The sequence below is a fragment of the Allocatelliglobosispora scoriae genome (assembly GCF_014204945.1).
In the GTDB taxonomy this organism is placed as follows: domain Bacteria; phylum Actinomycetota; class Actinomycetes; order Mycobacteriales; family Micromonosporaceae; genus Allocatelliglobosispora; species Allocatelliglobosispora scoriae.
Genome location: NZ_JACHMN010000002.1, coordinates 3,383,617 through 3,400,536 on the forward strand (window position 1 = coordinate 3,383,617; position 16,920 = coordinate 3,400,536).

At 68.3% G+C, this 16,920-nt stretch carries 16 protein-coding genes and 1 pseudogene; 1 reads left to right on the forward strand and 16 read right to left on the reverse strand.

Features of this window, described 5'->3' with window-relative positions:
* Window positions 1-33: 33 nt before the first annotated feature.
* From F4553_RS21040 to F4553_RS21110, 15 genes and pseudogenes are all read right to left on the reverse strand, one after another.
* Complete coding sequence (locus F4553_RS21040) at window positions 34-753, reverse strand: glycerophosphodiester phosphodiesterase (RefSeq protein WP_312875290.1); 720 nt, start codon at window positions 751-753, stop codon at window positions 34-36.
* Window positions 754-1,080 (reverse strand): rhodanese-like domain-containing protein, encoded by a 327-nt coding sequence (locus F4553_RS21045; protein WP_184838528.1) that lies wholly within the window; start codon window positions 1,078-1,080, stop codon window positions 754-756. It lies immediately after the preceding gene.
* Between the two features lie 10 nt (window positions 1,081-1,090).
* On the reverse strand, window positions 1,091-2,101 hold the full coding sequence (locus F4553_RS21050) for an LCP family protein (RefSeq protein WP_184838530.1): 1,011 nt from the start codon (window positions 2,099-2,101) through the stop codon (window positions 1,091-1,093).
* A 219-nt stretch (window positions 2,102-2,320) separates the two neighbouring features.
* Window positions 2,321-3,388, reverse strand: a complete 1,068-nt coding sequence (locus F4553_RS21055) for an LCP family protein (protein ID WP_312875291.1) — start codon at window positions 3,386-3,388, stop codon at window positions 2,321-2,323.
* Window positions 3,389-3,503: 115 nt separating this feature from the next.
* Complete coding sequence (locus F4553_RS21060; RefSeq protein ID WP_184838532.1) at window positions 3,504-4,670, reverse strand: LCP family protein; 1,167 nt, start codon at window positions 4,668-4,670, stop codon at window positions 3,504-3,506.
* 68 nt (window positions 4,671-4,738) lie between these two features.
* Window positions 4,739-5,710 carry a UDP-glucuronic acid decarboxylase family protein gene (locus F4553_RS21065; RefSeq protein WP_184838534.1) on the reverse strand — a complete coding sequence of 324 codons (972 nt, stop codon included), beginning with the start codon at window positions 5,708-5,710 and terminating at the stop codon, window positions 4,739-4,741.
* A gap of 138 nt (window positions 5,711-5,848) precedes the next feature.
* A complete protein-coding gene (locus F4553_RS21070) occupies window positions 5,849-7,495 on the reverse strand; it encodes a monocarboxylic acid transporter (RefSeq protein ID WP_184838537.1) in 1,647 nt (548 codons plus the stop codon).
* Entirely contained in the window at window positions 7,492-7,830 is a 339-nt protein-coding gene (locus F4553_RS21075) for a DUF485 domain-containing protein (protein ID WP_246466436.1), read from the reverse strand. The genes F4553_RS21070 and F4553_RS21075 overlap by 4 nt, the downstream gene beginning before the upstream one ends.
* 147 nt (window positions 7,831-7,977) lie before the next feature.
* Window positions 7,978-8,490 (reverse strand): annotated as a pseudogene (locus tag F4553_RS21080) (flavin reductase family protein); the annotation flags it as partial.
* Between the two features lie 304 nt (window positions 8,491-8,794).
* Window positions 8,795-9,280, reverse strand: coding sequence for a hypothetical protein (locus F4553_RS21085; RefSeq protein WP_184838543.1), 486 nt, complete (start codon window positions 9,278-9,280; stop codon window positions 8,795-8,797).
* A gap of 8 nt (window positions 9,281-9,288) precedes the next feature.
* Window positions 9,289-10,485 (reverse strand): ABC transporter permease, encoded by a 1,197-nt coding sequence (locus tag F4553_RS21090; RefSeq protein WP_184838545.1) that lies wholly within the window; start codon window positions 10,483-10,485, stop codon window positions 9,289-9,291.
* Window positions 10,476-11,252 (reverse strand): ABC transporter ATP-binding protein, encoded by a 777-nt coding sequence (locus tag F4553_RS21095; RefSeq protein ID WP_184838547.1) that lies wholly within the window; start codon window positions 11,250-11,252, stop codon window positions 10,476-10,478. Before F4553_RS21095 ends, F4553_RS21090 begins: the two co-directional genes overlap by 10 nt.
* Window positions 11,249-12,367, reverse strand: a complete 1,119-nt coding sequence (locus F4553_RS21100) for an efflux RND transporter periplasmic adaptor subunit (RefSeq protein WP_246466438.1) — start codon at window positions 12,365-12,367, stop codon at window positions 11,249-11,251. The genes F4553_RS21095 and F4553_RS21100 overlap by 4 nt, the downstream gene beginning before the upstream one ends.
* Window positions 12,368-12,458: 91 nt before the next feature.
* Window positions 12,459-13,949 (reverse strand): sensor histidine kinase, encoded by a 1,491-nt coding sequence (locus tag F4553_RS21105; protein ID WP_184840995.1) that lies wholly within the window; start codon window positions 13,947-13,949, stop codon window positions 12,459-12,461.
* Window positions 13,950-14,008: 59 nt separating this feature from the next.
* Window positions 14,009-14,746 carry a response regulator transcription factor gene (locus F4553_RS21110; protein WP_184838549.1) on the reverse strand — a complete coding sequence of 246 codons (738 nt, stop codon included), beginning with the start codon at window positions 14,744-14,746 and terminating at the stop codon, window positions 14,009-14,011.
* A gap of 398 nt (window positions 14,747-15,144) precedes the next feature.
* Between F4553_RS21110 and F4553_RS21115 the strand changes: the two genes are divergently transcribed.
* A complete protein-coding gene (locus tag F4553_RS21115) occupies window positions 15,145-15,876 on the forward strand; it encodes a serine hydrolase (protein ID WP_184838550.1) in 732 nt (243 codons plus the stop codon).
* 53 nt (window positions 15,877-15,929) lie between these two features.
* Here the strand turns inward: F4553_RS21115 and F4553_RS21120 are convergent, their stop codons facing one another.
* Window positions 15,930-16,850, reverse strand: a complete 921-nt coding sequence (locus F4553_RS21120) for an efflux RND transporter periplasmic adaptor subunit (RefSeq protein WP_184838552.1) — start codon at window positions 16,848-16,850, stop codon at window positions 15,930-15,932.
* Between the last annotated feature and the right edge of the window lie 70 nt (window positions 16,851-16,920).

The following is a 16,920-nucleotide window of genomic DNA, read 5'->3' on the forward strand; positions in this document are numbered from 1 at the left end:
GGGAGCGGTTCTGACTAGGGGTCTTTACTGCACCTATCGACTTAGTAGATGCTCGCGGACCGCGCCCGGCCGATCGGTGATGATGCCATCGACGCCGAGCGACATGACGAGGTCCACATCGGCGAGGTCGTTGACCGTCCAGACATAGACCTGGTGGCCGCAGGCCTTGAGCCGGCGGATCAGCTCTGGCCGGCGGCGGACCAGGCTCAGCCCGGGCCCGGCGATCCGGGCGCCGAATGGCAGCCGGCTCGGCTTGAGCCCCGGCGGGATCAGCTCCATGAGCTGCACCCGCGGCAGCGCGGGGGCGAGCTGGCGCATCCGGCGGACGGCGAGCGGGGAGAAGGACATGACGGTGACGCGCACCTGGTCGTCCGGGTCCGGCCGGGTCAGCCCGTGCCGCCGCAGCAGCGCGGTGAGGCGGTACTCCACGGCCTGCCCGTAACGGTTCGGGTGCTTCGTCTCGATCATGAGCTGGATCGGCCGACCGGCACCACGGGCCATCTCGATCAGCTCATCGAGGGTGAGCAGGTCGAGTTCGCGCAGCTCGCTGAGGGTGCGCTTCGACGCCGGTCCGCGCCCCGCGCTCGTGCGGTCGAGCAACCGGTCGTGCAGGAGCACGAGATGCCCGTCGCGGCTGAGCCGCACGTCGCACTCCAGGCCGTCGGCTCCATCAAGCAGAGCCTGCTCGTACGCCTGGCGGCTGTGCTCGGGCAGCGCGAACGACGCGCCCCGGTGGGCGATGACGATCGGCACTCAGATCACCCGGCCCGGCTGCCCGTCCCCCGCGACGACCTCGCGCCCGGAGGCGGCCCAGTCCTGCATCCCGCCGTCGAGGTTGACGACATTGGTGAAGCCGTTGTTGAGCAGGTAGGAGACGACCTGGCTGGACCGCCCGCCGACCCGGCACACGACGACCACCTCGGCGTCGCGGGGGATCTCCTCGAGGCGGGCCGGGACCTGCATCATCGGGAGGTGGACCGCGCCGGGCGCGTGGCCCGCCGCCCATTCGTCGTCCTCGCGCACGTCGAGGAGGTAGGCGTCGGCGGGCACCGCCGTGGCCGATATCGCGGGAAGCTGCATCCGGACAACTCTAGATGGGGTTCACCCAGGTCGGGTGTGCGGCTGCCCATGAGCTGAGTTCCCCGGTCCTGATGGCGGTGAACAGGCCCGTCGCCTCCGCCTCCAGCAGGACATAGGAGGTGTCGTCGATGTCTTCGGCATAGGACGGCACCCGGACGCCGGTGAGATCGCCGGGGCCGATCCGCCGCAGCGCGAAGACGAGGTCCGCGAGCGCCATCCCGCCGGTGTCGACGGTGAGGTTGCTGCCGACCTGCCGGATCACCTGGTCGAGCTTGAAGGGGTTGGTGGCGATCCCGGCGGTGCCGGCCTGGCGGAAGAGCGCCTTGAGCAGCTGTTGCTGGTGCCGCTGCCGGTCGTAGTCGCCGTTGGGCAGGTCATAGCGCTGCCGTGAGTAGTCCAGCGCGTCGGCACCGTTCATCCGGGTGCAGCCGACGGGGAAGAACTTCTGGGTGTGGATCGACCGTACGGGCTCGTCGACGCAGATCTCCACGCCGCCGACGATGTCGATGACCTTGCGGAAGCCGGAGAACTGGACGACGGCGGCCCCGTCGAACTTCACGCCGATCAGCGCGTAGAGCGCCTTGGAGAGCAGGGCGACGCCGTCCGCGCCGCCGCCACCGGCGGAGAAGGCCGCATTGATCTTGTCACTGCCGCCGGTGAAGCCGGTCTTGGCATAACCGGGCAGCTCGACCAGCAGATCGCGCGGGATGGAGACGAGGAAGGCCCGGTCCAGCTCGCGGTCGATCTGCAGGATGATGATCGTGTCGGACCGCTGTCCGGCCTCGGGCGAGCCCCAGCGGGCGTCCGAGCCGATGAGCAGGTAATTCAGCGGGCCGGTGAGGCTCGCGGCGCGTAGCCGGGTGACCGGGTCGGCGACATACTCGCCCTGGCGCGCATCGGGATCGAGCAGGGCCTCGCGGGCGACGCTGCTGTCGTAGCGCTCCACCAGGACGCGGACGGCGACAAGGCCGCCGGCGACGAGCAGGAGCAGTGCCAGGCAGCTCGCCACCGCGAAGCGCATCCACCTCCGGCGGGGCCGCTGCGGCGGTGCCGGCGGCTCAACCTGCAAGCGGCGCTCTCTGGGCCAGCCCAGATTGCGCGCGCCATGACCCTCGGGCACCACCCCGCCCGGCCAACCCGTGCCCGTGACCACGCGAAGTCCCCCCGGAAAGCTGACGATCTCTCGCCTTCACCCTAGGGAACCACCGAACCCCGCATGCATTGAATGCGGCATTTGGTGCTATCTACTCGCGTCGAGCACTTCCGGATTTTCGAGCAGATAGGTGCCGACGGTGTCGTTCTTGACCGCCGCGAACATCTGCATCGTCGACGGCAGGAGCACCTCGTACGCCGTACCGCCGCTGCCGCCGCCGGTGAACGTACCCTTGTTGACCTTGAGGCTGAGCAGGTCCGCCGCGGCGAGTTCCTTGAGCGTGAAGAGGAAGTCCTCGATCGACGCGTTGCCGGTGTCGAGGATGAAGGACTTGCCGGCCGCAGCGACCACATCGCGGATCTTCGCGGGGTTGGTGATCACCCCGGCGCTCGTCGCCTTCTGCGCCATCGCCTTGAGGAGCTGGCGCTGGTGGAGCTGCCGGTCGTAGTCGCCGTTGTCGAAGCCGTAGCGCTCGCGGGAGTAGTCCAGCGCGGCCCAGCCCGGCATCTGCTGGCAGCCCTCCTTGTAGATGATCGGCGTCTTCTTACCGTCCATCTCCCTCGCCTCGATCTTCCATCGCGGCTTGCCGTCGACGTAGACCATGTGGGTCGAGGTGGTGCCCTGGTCGATGCAGTAGTTCACCGTGCCGAGCGCGTCGACGATGCCCTTGAAGCCGTTGAAGTCGATGATCGCCATGCCGTCGAACTGGATGCCGGTGAGCTTGGTGATCGTCTTCGACATGAGCTGGGCACCGCCCTCCCAGCCGCCGCCGTTGCGTACGCCGAACTGGAACGCCGCGTTGATCTTGTCGGTGCCGCCCCGGTACTTCGACTTCGGCCAGGCCGGGATCTCGACCTTGCTGTCACGCGGGATCGAGATCAGATAGGCCTGATCGTGGCTGGCCGGGATGTGCAGGATGATGATCGAGTCCGACCGGACGTCGTCCACGTCGGTCCGCAGCCGGGCGTCGACACCGAGGAAGAGCAGATCGATCGGGCCGTCGAGGCTCCGCCCGGACGGCTCGTCGACCTTCTTGGAGCCCTCGTCGAGCAGGCTCTTCTGCTCGATGTTGGTGGTGAGGCTGACCATGGTGCTGCGGACGGCGTAGAAGCCGCCCGCAGCGACCACGAGAACCAGGGCGCCGAGCGTGGTCACCAACTTAGCCCAGAGCGGTGCTCGCAATCGTGGGCGCGGTGCTTCGGACTCGGTCGTCATGGGGGTGAAACCTCGTTCTCAACAGCTGGTCAGGGGTGCGCAAGGCAACGATGCCCTACTGCGTGGCGCTGGGTGTCGCGGTGGGGTGCGCCGCGAAGTAGGCGTCAAGCTGGTCCTTGCCCATCGCATCGTAGAACGCGAGAGCCTTGTTTTTGTCCCCGACCACGAAGCTCTCACCATCGATGGTCTGACTGCCAACGTTTGGGCTGGTCAAAAATGTGATCTTGTCGCTACGCAGGCCGCGGAACTGGATCACCATGTCGGCGAGGGAGAAGTCCTTGTCGACCGTCACGGCCTTCGTCAGCGTCTGCAGGAAGTTGTTGAGCTTCCCGATGTCGGTCAGCGTCGCGCTGTCCGCGGCCTTGTCCATCAGCGCCCGCAGCAGCATCTGCTGGTGCTTCATCCGGGCGAAGTCACCATCGGCGAACTGGTAGCGCTGCCGAACGTAGTCCAGCGCCTCGGCGCCGTTGAAGTGGCGGGTGCCCTTCTCATAGGTGCGGAACGGCTTGTGGATCGACTTGATCGTCTTGTCGACCTTCATGTCGACGCCGCCGAGGGCGTCCACGACCTCCTTGAGGCCGCCGAAGTCGATCGAGACGACGTGGTCGATCCGAACGCCCGTGTACTCCTCGACGGTCTGCACCGCGAGCGGCAGGCCACCCCAGGAGAAGGATGCGTTGATCTTCGCCATCGTGTCGCCATAGGGGCTGGTCTGGCTCTTCGGAACGTGGACACGCAGATCTCGCGGGATCGACGTGAGATAGGCCTTCTGGTGGTCGGCCGGGATGTGCACGATCACGATCGTGTCGGCCCGCCACTGGCTCGCCGCGTCGGGCTTCGCGTCGGGATCACGCGAGTCGCTGCCGACGAGCAGGATGTTGAAGGCGCCGTCGACGGTCTTGAGCGGCCGGTCACCGACGATCGAGGAGAAGGGATCGACCTTGGTGAGCTTGTCGTCGAGGTTCTTCGAATAGAGCATGATCCCGCCGAACACCGCCCCGCCGAAGATCAGCAGTGCCACCGCGGCGACGAGGGCGATCCGTCCCCACTTGGGCTTGATCGTCTTTTTCGGCTTCGGCGCCTGGCCATAGGTCGTGCCGCCGCCGCCACGGCCACCGTTGACCGGCGGGCGCGCGCGGCCGCCGGTGCTCCCACTCCGACCACCGGAGGGAGTGCTGGGCACACTGGCCCGGCCGGAGGGGCGATCGTTCGGGTTCGACATGAACTCCAGGATAAGGATCCATGCGACATCCGGAGCCCAGGCAGCGCCCCGGATTGATCAGAAATACGTCAGAGAGCTGTGGCGAAGAACTCTATCGTCGCACGAAGTCCCTGGTCAGGGCCGACCGAAGGCTCATAGCCGAGCTTCGTGCGCGCCAATGTCAAGTCGGGACGCCGACGCTCGGGGTCATCCGAACCTCGGGCCGTGAAGATCACTTCAGAGGCGGAACCGCTCAACTCGACGATCCGCTCCGCGAGCTCCCGCATCGTCATCTCGTGCTCGGTGCCGCAGTTGATCGGGCCGGGCTCGTTGGAGTCGAGCAGCAGCAGAATGCCCCGGACCAGATCGTCGACGTAGCAGATCGACCGGGTCTGGTTGCCGGTGCCGTGAACGGTGATCGGCTCGCCGCGCAGCGCCTGGGTGATGAAGGTCGGGATGGCCCGGCCGTCATTGGGCCGCATGCGGGGGCCGTAGGTGTTGAAGATGCGCACGATCGCGGTGTCGACACCGTGAAAGCGCCGGTACGCCATGAAGGCGGCCTCGCTGAAGCGCTTGGACTCGTCGTAGACGCTGCGGATACCGATCGGGTTGACGTTGCCCCAGTAGTTCTCCGGCTGCGGATGCACCAGCGGGTCGCCGTAAGCCTCGGAGGTGGAGGCCATCAGCACGCGGGCGTCGTCGCGCAGCGCCCGCTCCAGCACGTTGAGTGTGCCGAGCGAGCCGACCTTGAGGATCTCGATCGGCAGCAGCTCGAAGTCGGTCGGGCTCGCCGGGGACGCCATGTGCATGATCGCGTCGAATCGGGCGTCGAGCGCCGGGTCGTCCGGCAGGCCCACCGTGACATCGCCCTTGATGAGCGTGAAGAGCGGGTTGTCGGCGAGGTGTGCGACATTGTCCGGCGATCCGGTGACGAAGTTGTCGATCGCGACGACCTCACAGCCGCGCCCGACCAGGGCGTCGACGATGTGCGACGGCACGAAGCCGGCGCCTCCGGTCACCAGAATCCGAGTCCCCGCACCAAACCGCTGATCCACTGCCATGTCGTCAACCCTACCGAACCCTTGACATTCTGTATTCCTGGGTAGCTGTGCTCCGCGCAGCTCCTACGCATGATCGGCGCAACTCGAAGGAGTCGCGCCGATCATTTCTTGCGGGGAGGACGGCGTGCGTTTGGGGAGCTAGTGGGCTCCGGCTCCGGTCAGGGAGCGGACCTCCAGCTCGGCGTACTTCTCCACCGAAGTCGGTTCCTTCGACAGGATGGTGCCCAACCAGCCGAAGATGAAACCCAGCGGGATGGAGATGATGCCGGGGTTCTGCAGCGGGAACCAGGCGAAGTCCGCATTGGGGAACCACGACGTGGGCAGGCTCGACACGACCGGAGAGAAGGCGACGAGCACCACGGCGGAGATGAGGCCGCCATAGATCGCCCAGACCGCTCCGGTGGTGGTGAACCGCTTCCAGAAGAGGCTGTAGAGGATCGCGGGCAGGTTGCCCGAGGCGGCCACCGCGAAGGCCAGCGCGACGAGGAACGCCACGTTGAGCTTCTGTGCGAAGATCGCCAGGGTGATCGCGACCGCCCCGATGATGAAGGCCGAGATCCGGGCGACGTTGACCTCCTTGCGCTCGTCGGCCTGGCCCTTCTTGATGACGCTGGCGTAGACGTCGTGCGCGACCGAGGAGGACGAGGCGAGCGTGAGGCCCGCGACGACGGCGAGGATCGTGGCGAACGCGACTGCCGCGATCGCCGCGAGCATCGAGGCGCCGCCGATCTCACCGCCGAAGAAGCGCTTGCCGAGCGCCTCCGCGAGCTGCGGTGCCGCCGTGTTGCCACCGGGATCCTGTGCCACGATCGACTTGCTGCCGACCAGGGCCGCCGCACCGAAGCCGAGGGCCAGGGTGAGCAGGTAGAACGTGCCGATGATGCCGATCGCCCAGAGCACGCTCTTGCGGGCGGTCTTGGCGTTGGGCACGGTGTAGAACCGGATCAGGATGTGCGGCAGTCCGGCCGTGCCGAGCACGAGCGCGAGGCCGAGCGAGAGCAGGTCCATCTTGTTGTAGAAGGTCTGCAGCGCGTCGCCGGGGACCTCCTTGCCGTAGCGCAGCCCCGGTTCGAGGAAGTCCGCGCCCTTGCCGGAGGACTTGGCGGCATCGCCGAGCAGGTCCGAGAGGTTGAACTTGAACGCAGCCAGCACCAGGATCGTCATCAGCAGCGCGCCGCCCATGAGCAGGAACGCCTTGACGATCTGGACGTAGGTGGTGCCCTTCATCCCGCCGACGGTGACGTAAATGATCATAAGTACGCCGACCAGGATGATCGTGGCGATCTTGGCGGTCGCGGCGTCCATCCCGAGGAAGGTGGTGCCGGGCTTGATGCCGAGCAGCAGCGCGACCAGGGCACCCGCGCCGACCATCTGCGCGATCAGGTAGAAGATCGAGACGGTGACGGTGGAGACCGCGGCCGCCGTGCGGACCGGCCGCTGCCGCATCCGGAACGCCAGCACGTCGGCCATCGTGTACTTGCCCGAGTTGCGCATCAGCTCCGCGACGAGCAGCAGCGCCACGAGCCACGCCACCAGGAAGCCGATGGAGTAGAGGAAGCCGTCGTAGCCGTAGAGCGCGATCAGGCCGGCGATGCCGAGGAACGACGCGGCCGACATGTAGTCGCCGCCGATCGCCATGCCGTTCTGGAAGCCGGAGAACTTGCGGCCGCCGGCGTAGAAGTCGCTCGCGGTGCGGGTCTGGCGGCTCGCCCAGATCGTGATCCCCAGCGTGACCGCGACGAGCGCGAGGAAGAGGACGATCGTGATGGTGCGCGCGGTGGTCATGCGTCGACCCCCTTCAGGTCCGCCGACGAGTCGCCCTCGACCTCGGCCTTGATCCGCTCGGCGATCGGGTCGAGGTTCTTCGCGGCGTAGCGGGAGTAGAGCCAGGCGATCAGGAACGTCGTCACGAACTGCAGCAGCCCGAAGACGAGCGCGACGTTGATGTTCCCGAAGAGGACCTTGCCCATGAAGTCACGGGCGTAGGCCGACAGAAGCACATAGAGGGCGTACCAGGCGAAGAAGGCGATCGTCCACGGGAAGACAAAGCGCCGCAGCGCCCGCCGCAACCCCGCGAACTCCTCGCTCTCCTGCGTTCGGAGATACTTGTCGGGTGTCATGGCCCGGACCATAGGACCCCCGCGGGGCTGTTTTCCGGTGCTGCACCCCCCTGCGCCGAACGGCACTCCCCGTGCGCCAAGTGACCTACGCCACAGCGCCGAACGGTCACGACCAAAGATCAAAACCCCGCGGCGGTACGCCGAGAGTCACCCCAGTTCGCGATAGCGCCCGCGGTAGTGGACCAGCGGTTCGTCACCCGACCCGATCGTGGTCGCCATGATCGTCGCCTCGATGAGCAGCCCCCACCCGAACGGCCGCGCCTCGTCGAGCCGACATCCGGCCCAGGTCGACGCCGCCGTCGGCACCGGGCCGAACTCGGTCGGGGTCCAGATCGGATCGCGGAAGAGCCCGCCGGGCGCCGGCATCAGCCCGGCGAACCGGTCGGCGAGCTGCCGGTCACCGGGCCCGAGCGGCGTGACGGCGAAGACACCGGCCGACTCGATCGCGTCCCACAGCTCCGACTCGTCGTCGACGATGCCGAGCAGCCGCCCCGGGTCCCCGTCGACGACCACGGTGGAGGAGACGGTGAAGCCGGCCGGGCCCGGCGCGGTCCAGAGCGCGACACCCGATGCGAACCGGCCGCGCAACTGCCGGATCGGCGAGCGCAGCTCATGGGGAGTGGCGAACGGATCGGTTCCATGGATCTCACCACCGGGCTGGGACACGACCTGAGCGTAACCCGCCCGCACCCGCAGGAGCCGACTACGGTCGGTCACCGCCCTCCACCGCGCCCCACCTTTACCCGCACGACGCTTTGCTCTGCTTACACATACGCATCACCGGGAAAGTCCGAACAAATCCGGTGATGCGTATATGTAAGCAGAGCAAAGCGCTGCGCACACCATCGCTGTCCCGACCGGCGCCGGCCAGCGGCGGTCACGCAGAGTGCCGCCGGCCAGGCCAGGCGCCCCACCACGCTTAGGACCAACTCTTGAAGAGTTGCGACGATCTTGGTGGCGGAGCCTACTTCGCGGCGGTGACGCTGGTGGCGGTGACGATGCCGTCCGAACCAGCCGCCGGGCCCTGAACCGTCACCGTTGTGCCAGGCTTCAGGTCCGACAGCTTCACCGTGCTCGCCGACTGCACGGTCGTCGTGCCCGTCGTCTTCACGGTGATCACGTCACCCGTCGCCGTCTCGATGTAGATCGTGGTGCCGTCGACCAGCTTTATCTTGCCGGTGGTGGCGGAGGCTGCGGCGGCGGTCTGCGTACCCCCCTGGGCTTGTGGGTTGAAACCACCCGCGTAGCCGCCGGGAAACTGACGGCCGGTGCCCCGCGTGCCGGTGCCGGCCGCCGCGGCCGCGGGAGTCTGGGATTTCTGGACCTGGACGCCGCCGACGAAGCCCGCCAGCGCGATGACGAGCGCGCCGAGGATGAGGGTGCTCCGGGTGAGCCAGGGCTTGCGCTCGGCGCGAGCGAGGCCAACTGCAAGGTCGTCGAACTCGGACATCTGTTTCCTCACTCGTAACGAAGAGCGTCGATGGGTCGCAGCCCTGCCGCGCGGCTGGCCGGATAGCTGCCGAAGAAGAGGCCGATGGCGACGGAGACACCGATCGCCAGGAAGACCGAGCTCGGCACGATGACCGGCGTGATCCCGGTGATCTGGAAGTTGGCACCGATGTAGGCCGCCGCGACGCCAAGACCACCTCCGACGACCGAGAGCATCGTCGCCTCGATCAGGAACTGGGTGAGGATGACCCGGCGGGGAGCGCCGAGCGCCTTGCGGATGCCGATCTCGCGGGTCCGCTCGGTCACCGTGACCATCATGATGTTGGTGATGCCGATGCCGCCGACGAGCAGCGAGATGCCGGCCACCGCGCCGAGCAGGGTCGTGAAGGTCTCGGCGGTGGCCGTCCGGGTCGCGAGCAGCTGCGACGCCGACCGGATCTGGTAGGGCGTGTTGGTGCCGGTGACGTGCATCTTCGTGTTGAGGATCGCGGTCACCTCGGCCTGCGCGGCCGAGACGGTGTCGGCGCTGGTCGCCTCGATGCTGATCGAGTTGACCGGACCGTATCCGGTGAGCGCGCGCTGCACGGCCGAGAGCGGCGCGAGCGCGGTGTCGTCCGGGTCGTTGAAGCCCGAAGAGCCTTTCTTCTCCAGTACGCCGATGACGGTGAACATCTGCCCGCCGACGCTGACCTGCTCGCCGATCGGATCGGCCCGGCCGAAGAGCTCGGTGACCGTGGTCTGCCCGAGCACGAGGACCCGGTGCGCCTGCTCCAGGTCGTCCGCGGTGAAGGCCTCGCCGCTGGAGATCTTGCTGTTGTTGGCCTGCAGGTAGTCGAGCGTCGTGCCGATCACCGACGACGAGTGGTCCGTCTCCGCGTAGGTGAGCGTCTGCGTGCTGCTCACGACGGGTGAGACGGTCTTGACGTCGGGCGCCGCGTTCTTGTCCCGCAGCGCCTCGACGATGTCGAGTGTCAGGTCGGTGCTGTAGCTCGACGTGCCGACGTTGCGGCCGCTCTGCACGGTGAGCGTGTTGGTGCCGAGCGCCTGGAGGCTCTGCTCGACCGCGATCTTGGAGCCGTTGCCGACCGCGACGAGCAGGATCACCGCGCCGACGCCGATCAGGATGCCGAGCATCGTCAGACCGGAGCGCAGCTTGTTGGCGTTCACCCCGCGCATGGCGGAGCGGAAGATCTCCATCAGCCCCACAGCGCTGCCCCCTCGTCGTCGGCGGCGTGCTTGGCGACTGACGGCACGTCGGCATAGTCGTGGCTGGTCTCCGCGAAGCTGCCCGGGTTCTGCCGGACATCGGAGAGGATCTGGCCGTCGCGCAGGCGGATCACGCGCTTGGCGTGGTGCGCCACCTCGTCCTCGTGCGTGATCAGCACGATCGTGCGGCCCTCGCGGTTGAGCTCGTCGAGGACGCCGAGCACGTCCGTCGTGGACTTGCTGTCGAGGTTTCCCGTCGGCTCGTCGGCGAGCAGCAGTGCGGGCTCGCTGACGAGCGCTCTCGCCACCGCGACGCGCTGCTGCTGGCCGCCGGAGAGCTGGTTGGGGTCGTGGTCGGCCCGGTTGGCGAGGCCGACCAGGTCCAGCGCGGCGAGGGCCCGCCTGCGACGGATGCCGGGCTTGATGCCGGCATAGGCGAGCGGCAGTTCGACGTTGGCGAGCGCCGACGTACGCGGGATCAGGTTGAACGCCTGGAACACGAAGCCGATCCGGCGGTTGCGGACCAGCGCCAGCTGCCGATCGTTGAGCCTGCTCACGTCCACCCCGTCAAGGTGGTAGTTGCCCGAGGTGGGCACGTCGAGACAGCCCAGGATGTGCATCAGGGTCGACTTCCCGGACCCCGACGATCCCATGATCGCGACGTACTCGCCCCGCTCCACGGTGAGCGTCACACCGTCGAGCGCCCGGACGACCGCTTCGCCCTCGCCATAGGTCTTGTGCAGATCGGTGACCTGGATGACGGTCATCGGTTGCCCCCGAAGCCGCCGCCGCCACCGGGGATCTGGCCGCCGCCACCGCCGGGGAAATTGCCCCCGCCGAACGGGTTGGTGCCGGTCGTTCCCGTGGTGACCGTCGCGATGACGACCTGCTCCCCGACCTCGAGCCCTTCGGTGATCTGCGTGTAGGAGTCGCCCTCCAGTCCGATCTGGACCGTCCGGGCCGACTGCTGCCCGTTGACGACGACCGTCACGACGGAGATGCCGGCGGTCGTCTTCACCGCGGCCGCCGGGACGTAGATCGCGTCCTCGACCTTGTTGACCGTGACGCTCAGCGCGACGGACTGGCCGAGCTTCGCCTTCTCGGGAACGCTCGCCAGCGACACCACGATCGGGTAGGAGATGACGCCGCCGCTCGTGGTCGAGGTCGGCGAGATCGAGGTGACGGTGCCCTGGACCCGGGTGGCCGTGAGGGCGTTCCAGGTGACGGTGGCGGCCTGCCCGGCCTTGAGGCGGGTCGCGTCGGCCTCCGGCACGCTCGCGTTGACCTGCAGCTTGCCGAGGTCGGCGATCTGCGCGAAGGCCGAGCTCGCGGTGCTGCTGCCCGTTCCCGTCCCGCTGGCCGACCCACCCGACGACGCGGCGCCGACGGTGCCGGTGAGCGCGACGATCGTCCCGGCCATCGGCGCCTTCAGCGTCGTGCCGTCCTGTGCCCGCTGAGCGCTGTCCACGGCGGTCTGAGCCGACCGGACCTGCTTGGCGGCGTTGGCGATCGTGTCGTCGTTCTTCGTCGCGTTGGCGCGGGTCTTCGCCTGCCTGGCGGCGGTGAGGTTGGCCTGCGCCGTCTCCAGGGACTCGGCGGTCTCGGTGTCGTCGACCTTCGCCAGCACCTGGCCCTTGGCGACCTTGTCGCCGAGCTTGACGCCGATCGAGGTCACCATCCCGGCGGTGACGAAGTTCGCGTTCATCGTGGCGGCGCTCGCCACGGTGCCGCTCGCGGTGACCGTGGCCGTGACCTGCCCCTGCGCCACCGCCGCCGTCCTCGCCGTGGACGAGGTGGTCTGGGTCTGGGTGTCACCGTTGAGCAGGGACCAGGCCCACACACCACCGCCGCCCAGCAGCACGACGAGCGCACTGTTGATCATCAGAGTAGGTCGTCGCCAAAATCGCATGGCGGCACTCTCGTGGCTCGGACTCGGAGCACTCTCAGCCGAAGCTCGGAGTTGGCTGGGACTGTCAGTCGTCCTCGCCGGAGTCGGTGTCGGAGTCGTCGGGCACGACGGGGCCGTCGTCGCTCGTCCCCGGGAGCAGCACCCGGAAGGTGGCGCCGCCGCCGGGTGTCGGCACCAGTTCGACCCGCCCACCGTGGGCGGCCACGATCGCCGCCACGATCGACAGTCCTAGCCCGGATCCGCCCTGGCTGCGAGCCCGGCCGGGATCCACCCGATAGAGGCGCTCGAAGATCAAGGGCGCAACCTCAGCCGGTACGCCGGCCCCGCTGTCCGAGACCTCGACGACCGCCACCCGGGTGCCCGGTGCCAGCGTGGCCCCGACCGACGCGACGGCTGGATCGTGATCGCCGACGGTCTCCCGCCCCACGCGTACCTCGACCTTGGCAGAGTCCGGGGTGTGCCGCAGCGCGTTGCTGACCAGGTTGGTGACGACCTGCCGCAGCCGGTGATCGTCGCCGAGCACGGTGACCGGCTCGAACGAGGTGAGCGCCACGAACCGCAGCGGGTTGCGTACGTGCGCGTCCCGGATCGTGTCCGCGGCGACGGCGAGCAGGTCGACGTCCTGCGCGTGCAGCGGCCGCTCCTCGTCGAGGGCGGCGAGCAGCAGCAGGTCCTCGACGAGCAGCCCCATCCGGGAGGCCTCCTGCTCGATCCGGGACATCATCTCGGCCATCGCCGCCTCGTCGAGCTGCCCGCTGCGCCGGTAGAGCTCGGCGAAGCCGCGAATCGAGGTCAGCGGCGTACGCAGCTCGTGCGACGCGTCGGCGAGGAACTGCCGCAGCTTCTGCTCGCTCTCGGCCCGGGCCGCCAGGGCCGCCTGGATCCGGGCGAGCATCGTGTTGAGGGCCAGCCCCAACCGGCCGGGTTCGGTATGCGGGTCGGCATCGGGCACCCGCCCGCCGACCACGCCCTCGCCCGACGGCGGCGTGTCCGCGGCGATCAGCGTCGCGGCGGCCTCCATCCGGGTCAGCGGACGCAGCCCGATCCGGACCACCATCGACGCGGTGAGCGCGACGAGCAGCAGCACGACGCCGCTGACGCCCATGCCGACCATGAGGACCGTGTCGACGGTGTTGTCGAGCTGCGTGGTGGGGACGGCGGCCACGCCGTAGCTGCCGGTCACCGGGTCCTGGTCGACCTTGATCCGGTAGGTGACGCCGCCGGACTCGACCGTGAAGGCCTCGCCGTTGGCGTGACCCTTGACCTGCTCCAGCGGCACGACCTCGGTGCTGCTGAAGAAGTCCGAGAGCACCTTGCCGCTGCTGTCGTATTTGATGGCGATCGTCTGGTTGCGCCGCAGCTCGCCGACGCGCACCGGTAGATCGTTCCAGCCGCGCGGCTTCTCCCCGGGCTTCTGCGCGGGCGGGTTCCACATGCTCGCACCGTGCGCGGCGCCGTTGAGGTCTTTGTCGAGCCGATCGGTGAGGTAACCGCGCAGCATGTAGGCGCCGACGAGGTTGGCGACGAACATGCCGACCCCGGCGAGCAGCACCATCGCCACGACGAGGCGGGACCGCAGCGTCCACTGCCCCCAGCGCCGGGGCCGGGGCAGTTTCACGATGCGGCCACCTCTCGGGGCAGCCGCAGGGCGTAACCGACACCGCGCACGGTGTGGATCAGGGCCGGCTCGACCTGGTCGACCTTCTTGCGCAGGTAGTAGACGTAGGACTCGACGATCCGGCCGTCGCCGCCGAAGTCGTAGCTCCAGACCCGGTCGAGGATCTGCGCCTTGCTCACGACGCGGCCGGCGTTGACCATCAGGTAGCGCAGCAGGTTGAATTCGGTCGGCGAGAGCTCGACGAGCTTGCCGCCGCGGCGTACCTCGTGGGCCTCCTCGTTCAATTCCAGATCCGCATAGCGGAGTACGCCGTCGTCGTCCTGCTCCGTCGGACCCTGGCTGCGCCGCAGGATCGCCCGGATCCGCAGGACGACCTCTTCGAGGCTGAAGGGCTTGGTGACGTAGTCGTCGGCACCGACGGTGAGCCCGGAGATCCGGTCCTCCACCGAGTGCCGGGCGGTGAGGAAGAGCACCGGCGTACCCCGGCCGTCGGCGCGCAGTTTCGAGGCGATCTGGAACCCGTCCATGTCGGGCAGCATCACGTCGAGGACGACCAGCTCGGGCTGGAACTCCTCGGCGATGATCAGTGCCTCGCGACCGGTGTTGGCGATCCGGACATCGAAGCCGGTCAACCTGAGCGTGGCGTGCAACAGCGCGCAGATGTTGGGCTCATCATCGACCACCAGCACACGGGTCGGTCTCGTCGTCGCCTCAGCCACCGTCTCCTCCTTCATCGCTACCTCACCGTTCTACCCATCGGACCTCGGAACATCCTGAAAGCCACCTGCAAGCTCCCTCCGGCGAGACCAAGATCGTCACAGCTCTTCAAGAGTTGGTGCCTCAGGCCGCCAGGCCTTAGGGCCAACTCTTGAAGAGCTGTGACGATCTTGGGGTGGTCGCTGGGAGAATCGGCGGGCACTGTTGCCGGGTGCAAAGACGCGCTTTCTTCCGATATGCCGGAGGAGTGGCCGCCCTCGGGACGGCCACTTTCGTTGGCGTGTCCGCGATCCGGCACCGATCGGTCACCCCGGTCGCGTCGGTCGCGGGTACGGCTTCGGCCTCCCCGCCCAGCTCCCCCAGTCCGTCCGTTTCGCCCGCTAAGTCCGCTACTGCGAAGCCGAGTCCCAGCACTGTGACGATCGACACCAAATCTCTGGAGCAGAGCCTCCAAGGGCTGGTCAGCCAGCATGGCGGCAATGCCAGCATCGCCGTCACCGACCGGATCTCCGGCGTCTCGATCAGCGTGCGCGGCCGGACGGCGTACCAGTCGGCGAGCATCATCAAGGTCACCATCGTGGCCGGACTGATGCTCCAGCGGCAGGGCTCCGGCGGCACCCTCAGCGCCGAGGAGCGCGAGCTGGCGCGGCTGGCGATCACCCGCAGCGACAACGACACCGCGAGCCGGCTCTTCGCGCTCCTCGGCGGCACGGACGGGCTCGCCCGCGCGGCGAAGAAGTTCGGCATGACGCACACCACCGCGGTGAGCAGCTGGGGCATGACCACGACCACCGCCGACGACCAGGTCACCCTGATCAAGGCGATCAGCGACCCCGAGGGCCTGCTGACGAGGTCGCACCAGAACCTGCTGCTCGGCTGGATGGCGGATGTCATCGCCGGTCAGGACTTCGGCGTACCGGATGCGGCCGGCAAGAACGCGAAGGCCGTCTATGTCAAGGACGGCTGGTTCGACCGCGACGACCAGGGCGGGCTCTGGCAGGTCAACACGATCGGCCGGATCGTCGAGCGTGAGGCCGACTGGGTGATCGCCTGCCTCAGCGACCACAACGCCACCCAGGAGGCCGGCGTAGCCGTCGTCTCCGACCTCGTCGTCAAGGCGCACAAGCTGCTCACCACCCCCGCCTGACCGCCCGTTGACACCAACTCTTGAAGAGTTGGTGTCGAAGGGGCGCGGGGACATCAGGCGGGAACTGTGACGTTGGCGCTCTGCCCGACCAGCAGTCCCTCGGGGACCTGGTCGAAGGCGATCAGCACCTCATAGGTGACGAGCCGGTTGGTGACCGTGCCCACCTCGGCGACCTGCGACACCGTCGCCGCGTAGGTCTTCGAGCCCGTCCCGGGCAGCGTCACCGACGCCGTCTGGCCCACCGAGACCGCCACCACGTCGGACTCGCTGAACGACGCCTTCACCAGCATCGTCGAGACCACGCCCAGGGTGATCACATTGGACCTCGCGGTGTCGCCCACCTTGATCGTCACGGTGAGGACCTTGCCGGTGACGGGGGCCGTGATGGTCGTACCCGCCAGATTGCGCTCTGCCCGCGACACGGCCGCAGTCGCGTTGTTGACCTGTTGCTGCGCGGTGAAGATCGCGTCCGCGCCGCCGCCGCGACCGGACGTCGAGGAGCAGCTCGGTGCGGTCGAGGCGCGCGGGGAGGCCGAAGCGCGCGGCGAGGCGGAGGGCGCGGCCGACGGAGCGCTCTGCGCCCCGGCGGCCTGGACCGGCGCGCAGGTCGCGGTGGCGGCCGCCGTGGCCTCGGCGAGCGCGTCGGCAGCCTCGGAGAGCGCGGTCTCCGCATCGGTCACCGCCTCCTTCGCGGCAGCGGTGTCCAGCCGCGCGAGCACCTGGCCCACCGCGACGCTGTCACCGGCTTTCACCTTCAACTCGCTCACCGTGCCACTGATCGCGAAGCTCAGCGAGCGGGAGGCGACGGGCTGCACGGTTCCTTTAGCGGTCACCGAGCCGTTCGCGACCCGCTCGACCTTCTTCGCGGCAGGTGTGGGCGCCGGCTCCGATCCGCCCCAGAAGGCGACGCCGCTGACCACGATCGCCCCGACCACCACCGCCGCCAGGACGATCCAACGCACATTGCTTCGCATGATGGCGCAGTGTCGTCATGCGCGCTGGGTCGCGCCTCACGGCAACCTCGGAGAAACCTCAAAGCATTCG

Bases quoted from the DNA above. Each gene is read 5' to 3' on its own strand.
- F4553_RS21045 (WP_184838528.1), bottom strand. From the start codon at position 1,080: ATGCAGCTTCCCGCGATATCGGCCACGGCGGTGCCCGCCGACGCCTAC.
- F4553_RS21050 (WP_184838530.1), bottom strand. From the start codon at position 2,101: ATGCGCTTCGCGGTGGCGAGCTGCCTGGCACTGCTCCTGCTCGTCGCC.
- F4553_RS21060 (WP_184838532.1), bottom strand. From the start codon at position 4,670: ATGTCGAACCCGAACGATCGCCCCTCCGGCCGGGCCAGTGTGCCCAGC.
- F4553_RS21065 (WP_184838534.1), bottom strand. From the start codon at position 5,710: ATGGCAGTGGATCAGCGGTTTGGTGCGGGGACTCGGATTCTGGTGACC.
- F4553_RS21070 (WP_184838537.1), bottom strand. From the start codon at position 7,495: ATGACCACCGCGCGCACCATCACGATCGTCCTCTTCCTCGCGCTCGTC.
- F4553_RS21075 (WP_246466436.1), bottom strand. From the start codon at position 7,830: ATGACACCCGACAAGTATCTCCGAACGCAGGAGAGCGAGGAGTTCGCG.
- F4553_RS21085 (WP_184838543.1), bottom strand. From the start codon at position 9,280: ATGTCCGAGTTCGACGACCTTGCAGTTGGCCTCGCTCGCGCCGAGCGC.
- F4553_RS21095 (WP_184838547.1), bottom strand. From the start codon at position 11,252: ATGACCGTCATCCAGGTCACCGATCTGCACAAGACCTATGGCGAGGGC.
- F4553_RS21100 (WP_246466438.1), bottom strand. From the start codon at position 12,367: ATGATCAACAGTGCGCTCGTCGTGCTGCTGGGCGGCGGTGGTGTGTGG.
- F4553_RS21105 (WP_184840995.1), bottom strand. From the start codon at position 13,949: ATGGTGCTGCTCGCCGGGGTCGGCATGTTCGTCGCCAACCTCGTCGGC.
- F4553_RS21110 (WP_184838549.1), bottom strand. From the start codon at position 14,746: ATGAAGGAGGAGACGGTGGCTGAGGCGACGACGAGACCGACCCGTGTG.
- F4553_RS21120 (WP_184838552.1), bottom strand. From the start codon at position 16,850: ATGCGAAGCAATGTGCGTTGGATCGTCCTGGCGGCGGTGGTGGTCGGG.